Raw genomic sequence first — 13411 nt, forward strand, 5'->3', positions numbered from 1 at the left:
GTGTATGGGACTTGATAGATGTGCGCTTGGAGAACGTATTCGTGTGTTCAGACAAAAGAAGGGCTTGACGCAGAATATACTGTCGGAAAAAGTCGAAATATCTCCATCGTATATGAGTTATATAGAAAATGGAGTGAAAAGCATGAGTCTAGAAACGTTCATAGACATAGCTAATACTCTTGATGCGACGGCTGATGATCTTCTTCAAGACAGCTTAAAGAATACGGTCATAATCATGAATCATAATTTTACCTCTGTAATTTTTGACTGTAGTGACGGGGAGTTACGAATACTGTTGGACATAATCACTTCTACCAAAGAATCCCTTAGGGCGAATAAGCATCTTCTGGTTAGGCGGATAAGATAATTGTAGTGTAGAATGCTATGGCTTTGAATACACTGAAAGTCAATTAAGCGACCGGAAGTTAATTATAAACCTGCAACACACGGAGGATACTTATAAAGTTAAAGATGATACAGGAAAAAAACTCCTCATTGCCGGCGAAACCGTAGATGAGGAGTTGGCATATTATCAGACGTAAGCTATCAAAGAACGGAGAATACTGTTGGTGTGCAATGCCATAGTATCATATATATTGACTTGAATACATGCAGACAATATAATTTTGGAGATAGTGATATGAATTTTTTGAAATTAGTTTCTTATAAATGATAATGGATAAAATTAAACTTTCTTTTGATGAACAGATTGAGGACTTAAAATCAAAAAATGTGAAATTTGAATTATTTGTTGAAGAGGATGCTAAGAAATTCCTGCAGTATAATAATTACTATTTCAAACTTAAGTCTTATGCCCGAAATTATATAAAATACAGTAAGAAAGAACTGAAAGATAAATATGTAAATCTGGATTTTGCTTACCTTGTAGAGTTGTCAACGCTAGATATGTATTTTCGTCGTCTTATAGTTGGCTTATGTTTAGATATTGAACATATTTTAAAAACTCGCTTTATGAGAGATGTTACGAATAACGATAATGAGGATGGTTATAATATTGTAAAACGTTTTATAAATAGTGACTATTCAATATTAACTAATCTTTTTTCTAATAAAGACAAGTCTGCAACATCTGAACTGATACAAAAATTCAAAGAGGATGAAAGCAAAATACCTGTATGGAGTTTAATTGAAACTCTATCGTTTGGACGCTTCATAGAATTATATAATCTTTATTATGGAATATATGGAGGACACTCTTATACATCGTATTTAGGAAGTATCAAATTTTTAAGAAATGCGGCAGCACATAATACTTGTCTCCTTAATTCCTTAAGAAAACCATATTCTATTAAGATTAATAAAAATATGGATATTATGGATGTACTTACTAAATCCAAAAAATTTCAAACCAGTTATCGTAGTAAGATGGAAAATCCGATAGTTCATGATTTTGTAGTATTACTATTTGTTTACTATGATATAACTAATACAGCTGCTAATAGAAGTATGCGTGACAAAGGAATGAATAGGGTCAAAACATTTTTTCAGGAAACAGTGTTAAGAAACAAGTCTTATTTTGTAAAAAATGACGTCCTGGTTGAAAACTATAGATTTGTATGTCAGATAGTTGAATATCTTGAAAACTGTAGGAATAGACCTGTTCTAAGGAAATAAGTGATGTTGACAGATATATGACAGATATAATGTTATATTAAATAGCATTTGACATAAATAATTTGACATTATATAATGTTTACAACGAACGAAAACCTTAGAGGTTTTCAGCGGAAGCGGTGCCTGCATCAATTCCGTACTTGAAGATTTGAGAACACTTAGGTGTTCTTTTTTCTTGCTCTTTTTTATGAATATGTGAATAATTATTGTTGGAATTAGCTTTTATTCTGTTAATACGGGAAAGACGTCCTGCACCAGAAGATTAAAATAGGCGGAGATCCTGTAAGCATAATCCAGGGATACATTCTGTTCGCCATTTTCTATCATGCTGATCGTACGCCTGCTGATTCCTAGGTCTTCCGCCAGTTTGTTCTGGCTGATTTTCCGCTCTTTGCGAAGATCGTGGATAATGTTTGAATAGATCAATTCTTTCAAAATATCAAATCTCCTCTCGTGAAATCTGGTAAAGCATTACTTACAAGTAATAATATACCATGGAACCTGTACAATAAATTGTATATCAATCGATGGCGAGTCTGCCAAAGATCTTGAAACAGCTGAATTCCCCTATGGATATGGGTTTATATTTGGCATTCAACGATATCAGAAAACTCCCGGTAGCTTTTTTTAAATACTTTTTAAAATATGTTTTACCATCGAGATAGAAGAGTCCGATATCGCCGGAATCAAGAGAGTCGGTCTGTTCTATCCATACCAGCTGTTCGTTTTTATACTTTGGCTCCATACTATCACCATCAAGGTATACTCCAAAGTCTGCCTTTCTCGGAACAGAGTCATATATTTCCACTTCATCAAAGTTTTCGTCATCAATAAAGTTTCCGGTTCCAGCGGATGCTGATAGCAGTGCGACCTTCATTATACGAGGCTTTAAGGCAATGATCTCTGTAGAATGCTTTTTATATTCACCGGTTTTCTTCAAGAGCTCTATATAATCAAGAGCTTTATGTATACCTTCTTCATTCAGATCCTTAAAAGGATCATTAGGGTTTTCGCCGATGAACTCTGTATAGATATCATTGATTTTTAGTATTTCACATAGAGCCAGCAGTGTGTCAGCAGACGGAATAATATTTCTTTTTTCCCATGCACTAACCGCTGCATTTTTTATATGTATATCATATTTTACTAGTTCATTGGATATATCAATCTGAGACATTTTCCTGCTCTTTCTGTAATATGATATAACTTCGCCTATATTCTTCATGAGCTACCTTTCTATTTACTACCCTGGGTGGTATCTGATTATGAATATACCATTCCAAACATTAAAACACAAATAAAATCTAATATGATTATAAAATGTGATGTATAGTAGCCTTGAATAACAACTTGATTAGAACTATAGTTGTTTGCGTAGGGAGGCAAAACACAGACAGCATGGCCTCATGCGATCGGAACTTGTCTGTGAAAATTGTGTGATTTGGAGGGAATGAACACATGGAGAAGGATGTTTATATGCGTAGGGGTACATGAGGCATGCTTCGTATAGGTATAAGAGTATAGAGGCAAAACATGAATTGCTCGGACCTCGGAGGATAATAGTCGGTTCATCAGAAAAAAGAAAAGATCAGCATTTTCAAAAGACTTGTAAAGGTGACTTTCCCTTTCCTTTTCAAGAGTTTACCCAATATATTGAATCGGAGGTGACAAGTCAGGATGGATAGGATTGAGTTTTATTGTAAGCAGTGCAAGAAATCTATGAAAATGTATTATATAGCTTCAGGAGTTAAAGATACTCCGGTCATGAACGGAGTCATCATCAGATGTCGTACACACAAATGTACAAGAACGCTTGAGTTTAAGAATTTTACCGAACATGGAATAATAAAGATGTCAGATAATACCGGCAGATGTTATCTGTAAATAAAAGATCAGGTTCATGTCTATACGTAAGAAAATGACTTTTGGATTATACCTGCAGAAGTAGAAGATTTATAGAACAAGCACGGTATACCGTGTATAAAATGACAATTAAATGAGGGCATCATGATATGGGGGCATGACCCACCGCGGACGCATGATAAGAAATCAGTTAAAGGCTGATCATCTTATTGTGCGTCCTTTATTTTGACCTTTTTCTGGTTTTAGCCCGGAAAGAGGGAAAGATGAATTCTAAATCTAATGAAAACACTATGGGAAGAATAATCAGAAATTGCAGAAAGGTACTTAAGATGACTCAGGAGCAGCTTGCGGAAGCAATGTGCATTCCTAAGTCAACGATCTCAGCTTATGAGAATGATAAGGTGGATATCAAGGCAAGTGTACTGAAGGAGCTTTCAGATCATCTGCATACAACTCCAAATTATCTGATGGGATTTGACAGAAATGATGATCCTTTTATTTCAGAGGCGGAGGTTATGCTTACGATGATCAAAGATAAAAAAATGCAGACCATGCTTCTTGCACAGCTTAAAGCCTGGGCAAATATGTGATTATAAGTATATGAGACGTTGCAGATAGCAGCGTCTTTTTCTTTTCTGCAAAAGTACAACGGCATTGTACTTTTGGAACCATAAGTACAAACTCCGGGTAACGATTTGGAAAGTATAACAACCTATAATAAGTCATGTCGAAGAGATACAAGAAGCTAACCGGTTACGCTTCAGAAATTCAAAATAGGAGGTACATATGGATTCTGAGGCAATTAGCATTGATGAGTATTTGGAATGTGATGTTGCTACGAAGTTTGAATTTCTCTATGAAAACTATTCGGTTTTGAAGGCCATCATCAAGGATTATAGGGAAGACATTATAACTGATGTCATTGAGATGAAATCTTTTAACAGAAGGGCTGCAAAGGGAGATCTGGGAGTGAGGATTCAGGTATCAATGGGAGTCAGCAATCCTACGATGAACAAAGCTATAAGCAATGTCACTATAAGCTGATGATAAAGTATAACATTGGCCTATCGATAGAGCATGTGTATGAAGTTAAGAGAATAGATGGTGATTTTTTTATTGAAGGATTTTAAGAGAGTTTGAAATTTTTTCTGTAAATATGGGTATTCTATGATAATTTAGATTTATGAGGGAGCAATCAGACTGGTTGCTTCCTTTTTCTGACTATATATTTATTAAAGATATAAGTCAATATCAGTTTGTGATTGTACCAAGGATTGTAGTATGATTATTTGCATATGCAAACGATAAATCGGTATTTGAGGAGAATTCAACATGAAGGTCTATGTTGTAGTCGGTGCGAAAAAAACGGTAAAACGGACAAGATTACCCAGCAATTCATCCAGGGAGCACAGTCAGCAGGTCATGAGGTTGAAACCGAATATCTCTTCATGAAGAAAAGCACACATGGTTGTATTGATTGTCAGTCATGCAAGCGGAACGGCGGCACCTGCATCTGGAAGGATGATATTACGCCAATGTTGGAAAAGGTTCTTGATTCGGACGTTTTGGTCTTTGCGTCTCCCGTGTATTTCTTCAGCATATCCTCTCAACTGAAGCAGTTTATGGACAGAACCTATGCGGTGATTGAGAAAATCAAGAACAAGAAGTTTTATTTCATCACTACGGCCGAAGGTCCTTCAGATACATTCGAGGAGGATTTTAAGAGAGTGAATGAGCCGATTCAGGGTTTTCTTGATTGTTTTGACGGAATGGAATTCATAAAAAACGCTTAGTTTTTTCGATACTGGCTCGATGGATGTTACAGAGTCGGATGCTTATAAAGAGGCAAAAGCCGTAGGAGCATCTGTCTGATTTGAAATAAACCATTTATCTACCACTTATGACATATTTTACTGTAAAAACAAACAAAACTATTACAATATTGTATAGGTGTATATTACTGTTTTGTAGATTTTATTTAAAATGAACAAAACCTTACAGAGCCAGTAATAGCAGGGGGTTATGAGTCAAAATAATTTTGTTTAAAAATTTTTGGTTTTAGGTCCTTGGCTTTATGACTTCGGCACCATATACAGAGGATCCGGAGACCAACAGACTTTTCTTCAGGAAATTAAATGCCCTGGCTCATGAGCTTTATGATGAAAAGCTGATCGCCACTGATGACCCTGATTTCAGCCTCCCGGTAGTTTCCATAGGGATGACGGGAGATTATGAAGTGGCAGTGGAAGAGGACGCAACGATGGTGAGGGTCGGTACCGCCATATTCGAAAATAGGAACTATAATTTATAGTAATCCCAAAATAGAACACATGGTACTTATAAATAATCCCAAGCTGATTTTTAAACATTGTTCAATATGTCTATAAACCTATGATATAATATCATCTGTTGTGTAATTATATTTTGCAATGATAATACTAAATAAAGTTTAATCGCTAGTTGTAAATCCAGAGGTATAAGCATGAAAATATCCGCTCTCGGTAGCTATAAGAAAATCAGAAATCAATCAGTGTCAAGTAAAATTGTAGATTCTTGCTTATTATGTGAAAACGAAAAAATTATAGCATCACATACAATACCTCAATTTGTACTCAAATGTATATCCAACCATGCGTACAAAAGTTCCTATCAATTTGAATTGTCTGGTTTTGAACCAAACTATATCAATATAGATAAAGCCGGTGTTTTTTATATGTTATGTAAAGAATGTGATAACAAAGCTTTTGAAACATATGAAAACCCAAAAAACTACTCAAATCCAACAAATTTAAACCAAATATTGAAAGAGATAGCATTCAAGAATGCTCTGAAGAAGCAATATGACATTTGGGTGGCACTAAACATGTTATCTGAATTTGATAAAAGTCAATCATCAATCAGAGACGCTATTGAACATTACACTGCACTATTTTATGCAAATGCTGATGAAATCCAAAGCATATATGATATGCTTGAAGATGATGAAAAAAATTTTCATCTCATATATAGAAAAAAACTAGATTATACTACACCTATAGCTGCTCAAGGAGAATTCCCTTACAAATACAACAAAGATTCTGGATTAAAAGTATCGCAAAACAAGATTTCCTGGATCAATATCGCTATATTACCGTTTGAGAAACAAACGGAAATTTTTATGTTTACTAATGATGTCTCATTATCAAAAGAAAAGAAAGCTTATTTTAGTACATTGACGGATACAGAAAAATTGAAACAAATCAATGAAATGGTATTTTATGAATTGGATGACTATTTTTTTGACGCAAACTATAATAAAGCGAATTTGCCACAAATACATCATCCTCAAAATCCCACTTTAAAATCATTGTTGTGTAAGACGCGTATTGATGTACCAAACTATTTAAGTGAGGAATATAAGAGCTTATAAAATAGTATTTTTAACTTATCTATTTTTCTAAACGAGAGTTTGAAATTATTTCTGTAAATATGGGTATTCTATGATAATTTAGATTTGTAAGGACGCAATCAGAGTGGTTGCTCCCTTTTTTAGACTATACATTTATGAAAGGTTTAAGTCAATATCCGTTTGTGCTTGTAACAATGTGTGTAGTATGATTATTTGCATATTAAATCGATAAATCGTTAAGGAAAGAATCGAAGATGGTGCAAACGAAAAAGCAGCATTACGCTTTCCAATAGCTGCCCTTTCGTTTGCATCAATTTCGATTTTTCCTGGTTGAACAAAGCGCGTCCGGATTGCCGGTATATATGGGTTTTCAATCAGACCGCTTCTGTCCAGAGTGTAGCATGGATCCTCTGATAAATGTACTGTTTTGTACTAGAAAACCACGATGATCGCATCAGAAATAAGCCTTTGAAAGGCTTCACAGGATCCGTATTCAGCTTCAAGGTATCAACAGAGCATATGCGGTTCTGATCGGAGCAAAGATGGATCAGCACCTACAGGAATGATTTTTCCGCCACAGTATGAGCACTTACAGACATCCTTGTTATAGAGAAGCCGGATGATCGCAGGGGCATCCAGATCCTTCAGCCGGGACAAATACTTTTGGCAGCCCAGAAGATTCCGGCACAGCGTGATCTTACGATTCTTGTTCCGTGAAGACAGAAGACCGTAGTGACGGATCCGTACGAACCTTTTTGGAGGGACATGCATCAGGAACCGGCGGATGAATTCTTCGCCGGTGATTGTGACCTCTTTCCATTGTCCCTGGTTTTTGTAATCTTTAGCAGTAAAGGTAACCGTGCTGTCCGTCATGTTTTTAATACGGTAGTTGATGATTGCGATCCGATGGGTATACTTCCCGAGATATTTGATAACGGATTCCGCGCCATCAAACGGTTTCTTGCAGTAAGGAATCCATTCTTTGCTGTAACAGGAGTCCAGCAGTTCTTTGAACGCATAGTGGTTTTTAAAGAACTCCGCGCTGCCGTGGAATTCAAGTTTTCCATCTTCCCAAAGGTGTTTCAGCTCCGCAAGATACTTGCCACGGAAAAGGCGCGAAATGACCCTGATAGGAAGAAAGAACTCTTCTCCGTTGTCTTTCCAATGGTTTTTGGAGTCAAGACCGCCGCCAAGCACAACGGCATGGATGTGGGGATGGAAGTTCATCTCACTCCCCCAGGGATGGAAGTTCATCTCACTCCCCCAGGTATGGAGAATACAGATGTACCCGATATCCGCACCAAGATACTTGCTGTCTGAGGCCAGTTCCTGGAGTGTGTCAGATGAAGCGTGATAAAGGGCATCATACAGAAGCTTCTGGTTGCTATAGATTACCGGGTTCAGTTCCTCCGGGACAGTGAAGACTACGTGGAAGTATGGCGCATCCAGTACATCTTCCCGGCGGGCGTCCACCCACTTTTCCTTTGGGAACTCCTGGTACATGGGACAGCACCGGTCACGGCAAGAATTATAGTGGATCGAAATACAGCCGCAGTCTTCACAGACACTGACATTGATACCGAATGCACCGGTTTTGCAGTTCCTGATGTGATAAGCTGCTTTTCGCTGAGCTGCAGAGAGTTCATGGGTTTTCGTGTACGCAGGATAAAAGCGGTTGAATATATCCTGAATTGTACAATCAGCGCTCATGATTCACCGCCCTTCGGACCATCAAAAGGACTGCGGATGCCGAGAAGCGTTTTATTGCTCACATGCAGATATACATCTGTAGAACGAGAGTCTACGTGTCCAAGAAGAGATTGGATATATTTGATGTCGACACCGTTCTCGAACAAATGACTTGCGAAACTATGACGGCAGGCATGAGAAGATACACGACGTGTGATACCTTCCTTTCTGGCACTTGCCTTAAAAAACTGATTGACGCTGGAAATATCAAGATATTCTCCGGTCCATGAACTGGGAAAGAGGATACCTGTCGGACGCCCGCACTTAAACCAGTATTCAGTAAGCAGGTCAAGATTCTTCTTAGCGAGTATAGTGTATCTGTCAACCCGGCCCTTGGCTTCCCGGACATGAATGGTCATGTTAGTGCGGGAGACATCGTCATAGTGGAGATGGATAACTTCTGACACGCGAAGACCGGAGGAATACATAGTAGCAATGATAGCCTTGTGTTTAAGGTTATCCGTTGCATCGATAATCGCGTTCATTTCCTGCGGCGTAAGGACTGTCGGAAGATTCCGTTCCCGCTTCATGGCGGGGACTTCCTCGTCATCCCAGGGAATCTTAAGGACTCTCTTATAGAGAAACTTGATGGATGAACGATAATGGTTATGAGTCTCAGGAGACCTTCCCTCCAGACGTTTCATGGTAAGGAAGGCATCTGCATCCTCAAGAGAGAGCTCAGAAACTGGCTTATTTGTGCAGCGTAGGAAATATCCAACATCGCTGCAATAGAGATGGATGGTACGTTCCCGCAGGTTACGTTTTTCAGCAGCCTGACGGATAGAAGCAAAAATATCTTCGTACATAAAAACCTCCATGATTAAGTAGTGTTTACAGTGACAACTACCCATCAGGAGGCGCGTTGGCATCATAATTCCGATTGCGGAAGACGCCGTTAAATGCTATTGTTTTCATAGGCAGTGGGGCTTTCAGTATTCAGTTGTTTTGTGTGGTAACTTAACAATACCGAATTACGAAAAGTACTTCCACTGTTTTTTAATTGTCAATAAAGTAAAACTGCGCCACAGCCCTGGCAGGCCATCGCGCAGCGATTTTGTTCAATCGGAATTTGGAGGAATAGCGGTTATGACCATATCTAAAATAATGGAGAAAATGATTTCTTTTTCCAACGGAAACATTCATGATATAGACCACCTGATTCGCGTATGGTCTTATGCAAAGACCATAGGTGAATTGGAAAATTTGGATCAGGAAAAACAATTCGTTCTGGAAGTTGCCGCTATCACGCATGACATAGCCTGTCCGCTTTGTCGTGAAAAATATGGCAATACCAACGGAAAGTATCAGGAAGAAGAAGGCGCTTTAATGGTGCGAGATTTTCTTGCTGACACAGGAATGTCGGAAGAACAAATCGACCGAGTCTCATTTCTTGTCGGGCATCATCATACCTTTAAATATATAGATAGTGCGGATTATCAAATACTTGTTGAGGCGGATTATATCGCGAATGCATCAGAGAATGGATATAGCAAGGAAAACATAGCAAACTTCATGGAAAGGATCATGCAGACAAAAAGCGGAACACATATATTGAGGCTTGTCTGTGGTATCTAAGCGACAACTTCAGATTTGCACAAATAACCTCTATCCCAAATAAATGAGATAGAGGTTTAAATTATTAATCTGAAAATCTGCCAGGATACATGATTGATATTTCTGCAGCTACAGGTAAAAAGAAGATTGATAAAGACTTAGAACGTTTGCATGATTTATTGGATTCAAAAACTGTATTGGCTTGTCACAATGTTCACAATCCAAGCATAGCGCTACCTCAAACGAGAGATGATGATACATTCAAACTATATTTAGCCGACACTGGACTGTTTACTACAATGATTTTTAGATCGGCAGGAAAGACTGACGAAAATATTTATACGAAATTATTAAGTGATTCGCTCCCCGCAGATTTGGGATATCTATACGAAAATGCAGTTGCTCAGGTAATAGCCGGAACAGATATAGACCTCTATTATCATACATGGGAGAAAGAAAACAGTTCTCATTACTATGAGGTTGATTTTTTACTTGCATCAAAAACAAAAATAGTTCCGATAGAAGTCAAGTCATCAGGAATTGGAAAGCATGAATCAATTACTGAATTTCAGAAAAAGTATTCCAAGTATGTTGCAAAGGAAATATTGTTGTCTCAAAAAGATATAGGAAACAGTGAAATGCTGAAATTATATTCTATTTACATGCTGTCATTTATAATTGAAGATCTATAAATGATTATGTTAGTACTTATCTGCCATAATCATAACATTTTAACAAAATATATATGTCAAATTCAGAAGACGTATAGACCTAGCGGCCTATATGTCTTTTCTTTTTGCCCCAAAGTACAATCCTATTGGACTTTTGACAGGATTAGTCCATTCTTTGGGTAACGATTTAAAAAGAGACTCAACCTATAATAAATCATGTCAACGAGATATAAGAAGCAATACCGGTTATGCTTCAGAAATTTTATAGGAGGTAAGTATGGAATTCGAGTCAATCAGCATTGACGAGTATTTAGATAGTGATGTAGAGCAGAGATTCGATTTTCTATATGAAAATTACGCAGTCTTAAAAGCCATTATCAGAGATTATAGGGAAGACATCATTACTGACGTAATTGAAATGAAGACTTACAACAGAAGATCGGAAAATGGAGAACTTGGAGTAAGAGTCCAGGTATCTATAGGTATCAGTAATCCAACGATGAATAAGGCAATCAATCATCTAACGATTGCAAAGGCTGTAGATGAAGGATATTTGGATGAAGACTTCTTCGAGGATACAGATAATCCTGATGTGCTTGTAAGAAGAGTAACCACATATCATAGGGTGAACATTGATTATCAAACGTTTTTAAGTAAGCTTGAAACCTTAAAACCAAAAGAACAGAAGGTTATGAAAGAATATCTTTCGGGTAAAAAACAGTAGGTGATTTTTCAGAAGAGATGGGAATTGATTATCAGTCGGTAGTTAGGAAAATAGGAAGAATTAAGCATAAATTGATAAAACGTGTAGAACCAAGACTAAGGAGGGGAGCATAAAGATGGCATATAGAAGATCAGATGTTGAAGAAACAGCATTATTCGCAAAGAAGTTTGTACGTTATGAAGAAGGGGCAAAAAAATATAGCATGGGTCTTTCAAAGTTCCAGGCTTTAGCCAGGGAAGCTAAGGCTACTTATAAGGTAGATAAGCTTGTGCTTGTTAATTGTGAGCTCTTTGAAAAGTATCTTGAGACCTTCAGAGAGTTCTGAAAGTTAGATTGGGTAAACAATAGAAAGCAGTACTGGGACTTGATTTGCTAGATTTTGCATTGAAAAAGGAAGATTTATTATATATTATAAGAAAGAACAGATGTCTTTTTTGCAAAACTATAGATTTCGGGTCCTGGAAACAGGAGGGAATTCGATGGCAAAGGCAAGGAAAGACTTAAGAGGTCGAGCCCTTAAAACGGGTGAGATTCAAAGAAAAGATGATCTTCGTTATATGTATTCTTATACCGATCCTTTGGGGAGAAGAAAGTTTATATATGCGAATGATCTGACAGAGCTTCGTGAGAAGGAGCGAAAGCTTCAGAGGGATCAGCTTGATGGTTTGGATATTTACGCACAGGGTAAGGCAACCATCAATGATACATTTGATCGTTACATATCAACTAAATACGAGCTTAGAGATTCCACTAAGGATGGATATCTTTACTTCTATGATCACTTTGTCCGTGACAACTTCGGGATGAAGAAATTGATAGAGGTCAAGTATTCTGATGTTCTTCAGTATTATCACTATCTGATGAATGAATTGAATGTCTCGATAAGCTCTGTGGAAACAATTCATGGACTGCTTCATCCGACATTTAATCTTGCAGTGAGAGATGACATTATTAGGAAGAATCCTACTGATGGAGTAATGGCAGAGATTTCCAAGAAGTGTAACAAGGAAGTCGGTGTCAGACATGCTCTTACCAGAGATCAGCAGAGAGTGTTTATGGATTACATGGCTAAGCATCCGGTGTACTATCACTGGTGGCCGCTATTTACGGTGCTTTTGGGGACAGGCTGTAGAATCGGTGAGTGTTTAGGTTTGAGATGGGATGATCTTGATTTCGAGAAGCGTATAATTAGCGTAAACCATAGCATTGTATATCGTTACAGCACTCAGAAGAAGGATACAATGATCAGTGTATCACTTCCGAAGACAAAAGCCGGTATCAGAACAATCCCGATGCTTGATATCGTAAAAGATGCATTTGACATCGAGAAGGAAGAACAGGCTGTGACAGGTGGAAACACTCAGGTTATTGATGGCATGAGAGGTTTCATCTTCTGTAACAGATTTAAGAAGGTTCACAATCCTCAGAGTGTAAATGATACAATCCGTAGGATTTGCAAGAACTACAATGCAGAGGAAGTTCTCAACGCCAAGAAAGAAGGAAGAGAGCCGATTATTTTACCGGATTTCTCGTGTCATCATCTTAGACACACCTTCTGCACAAGACTTTGCGAGACAGAAACTAATCTCAAGGTTATTCAGGATATCATGGGTCACAGAGATATAAAGACCACAATGAATATCTATGCTGAAGCAACTCAAGAGATGAAACAGAAGTCATTTGAGAACTTAGCGGCAAAATTGGATGATATCTTTTAAGAAAGATTAGGTAAGAACTTTGACAACTTATAATGCCAAAGAAATCTTTTTGACAACAATTTCTTTTTGATAATAAAGAATATCAATCTATATCAACAAGGTTATCATA

At 37.5% G+C, this 13411-nt stretch carries 15 protein-coding genes and 1 pseudogene; 12 read left to right on the plus strand and 4 right to left on the minus strand.

All coding sequences use genetic code 11. The annotated features are described in order from the left end of the window. Positions 1-4 precede the first annotated feature (4 nt). A complete protein-coding gene (locus BXO88_RS04115) occupies positions 5-367 on the plus strand; it encodes a helix-turn-helix domain-containing protein (RefSeq protein ID WP_168171612.1) in 363 nt (120 codons plus the stop codon). Positions 368-675: 308 nt separating this feature from the next. Beyond that, a complete protein-coding gene (locus tag BXO88_RS04120; RefSeq protein ID WP_078036553.1) occupies positions 676-1635 on the plus strand; it encodes an Abi family protein in 960 nt (319 codons plus the stop codon). A gap of 222 nt (positions 1636-1857) precedes the next feature. Here the strand turns inward: BXO88_RS04120 and BXO88_RS04125 are convergent, their stop codons facing one another. Beyond that, positions 1858-2070 carry a helix-turn-helix transcriptional regulator gene (locus BXO88_RS04125; protein WP_206099962.1) on the minus strand — a complete coding sequence of 71 codons (213 nt, stop codon included), beginning with the start codon at positions 2068-2070 and terminating at the stop codon, positions 1858-1860. Positions 2071-2155: 85 nt separating this feature from the next. Beyond that, positions 2156-2860 (minus strand): XRE family transcriptional regulator, encoded by a 705-nt coding sequence (locus BXO88_RS04130; protein ID WP_078036494.1) that lies wholly within the window; start codon positions 2858-2860, stop codon positions 2156-2158. Between the two features lie 901 nt (positions 2861-3761). Here BXO88_RS04130 and BXO88_RS04145 point away from each other — a divergent pair. The 5 genes and pseudogenes from BXO88_RS04145 (at position 3762) to BXO88_RS04165 (ending at position 6907) form a co-directional block, all read left to right on the plus strand. After that, entirely contained in the window at positions 3762-4088 is a 327-nt protein-coding gene (locus tag BXO88_RS04145) for a helix-turn-helix domain-containing protein (protein WP_078036497.1), read from the plus strand. Between the two features lie 196 nt (positions 4089-4284). Further along, on the plus strand, positions 4285-4542 hold the full coding sequence (locus BXO88_RS04150; RefSeq protein ID WP_078036498.1) for a hypothetical protein: 258 nt from the start codon (positions 4285-4287) through the stop codon (positions 4540-4542). A 251-nt stretch (positions 4543-4793) separates the two neighbouring features. Next, positions 4794-5291, plus strand: coding sequence for a flavodoxin family protein (locus BXO88_RS04155; protein WP_078036499.1), 498 nt, complete (start codon positions 4794-4796; stop codon positions 5289-5291). 416 nt (positions 5292-5707) lie between these two features. Continuing rightward, positions 5708-5809, plus strand: a pseudogene (locus tag BXO88_RS17220) (YggS family pyridoxal phosphate-dependent enzyme); the annotation flags it as partial. A gap of 171 nt (positions 5810-5980) precedes the next feature. Beyond that, positions 5981-6907 carry a hypothetical protein gene (locus tag BXO88_RS04165; RefSeq protein WP_078036501.1) on the plus strand — a complete coding sequence of 309 codons (927 nt, stop codon included), beginning with the start codon at positions 5981-5983 and terminating at the stop codon, positions 6905-6907. Between the two features lie 486 nt (positions 6908-7393). Here the strand turns inward: BXO88_RS04165 and BXO88_RS04170 are convergent, their stop codons facing one another. Both BXO88_RS04170 and BXO88_RS04175 read right to left on the minus strand, forming a co-directional pair. After that, positions 7394-8596, minus strand: a complete 1203-nt coding sequence (locus BXO88_RS04170) for an IS91 family transposase (protein ID WP_078036502.1) — start codon at positions 8594-8596, stop codon at positions 7394-7396. Then, positions 8593-9441: a tyrosine-type recombinase/integrase gene (locus BXO88_RS04175; protein ID WP_078036503.1), complete on the minus strand. Its 849-nt coding sequence runs from the start codon at positions 9439-9441 to the stop codon at positions 8593-8595. Before BXO88_RS04175 ends, BXO88_RS04170 begins: the two co-directional genes overlap by 4 nt. 280 nt (positions 9442-9721) lie before the next feature. Here BXO88_RS04175 and BXO88_RS04180 point away from each other — a divergent pair, with 280 nt between their 5' ends. From BXO88_RS04180 to BXO88_RS04200, 5 genes are all read left to right on the plus strand, one after another. After that, positions 9722-10210 (plus strand): HD domain-containing protein, encoded by a 489-nt coding sequence (locus BXO88_RS04180; protein ID WP_078036504.1) that lies wholly within the window; start codon positions 9722-9724, stop codon positions 10208-10210. Between the two features lie 89 nt (positions 10211-10299). Then, positions 10300-10881, plus strand: a complete 582-nt coding sequence (locus BXO88_RS04185) for a DUF4143 domain-containing protein (protein WP_206099963.1) — start codon at positions 10300-10302, stop codon at positions 10879-10881. 256 nt (positions 10882-11137) lie between these two features. Further along, complete coding sequence (locus tag BXO88_RS04190) at positions 11138-11584, plus strand: hypothetical protein (protein WP_078036505.1); 447 nt, start codon at positions 11138-11140, stop codon at positions 11582-11584. A 115-nt stretch (positions 11585-11699) separates the two neighbouring features. Then, entirely contained in the window at positions 11700-11909 is a 210-nt protein-coding gene (locus BXO88_RS04195; protein WP_078036506.1) for a DUF6462 family protein, read from the plus strand. A gap of 154 nt (positions 11910-12063) precedes the next feature. After that, positions 12064-13302, plus strand: coding sequence for a tyrosine-type recombinase/integrase (locus tag BXO88_RS04200; protein WP_078036507.1), 1239 nt, complete (start codon positions 12064-12066; stop codon positions 13300-13302). Positions 13303-13411 lie beyond the last annotated feature (109 nt).

This window comes from Oribacterium sp. C9 (genome assembly GCF_002007235.1).
In the GTDB taxonomy this organism is placed as follows: domain Bacteria; phylum Bacillota; class Clostridia; order Lachnospirales; family Lachnospiraceae; genus Oribacterium.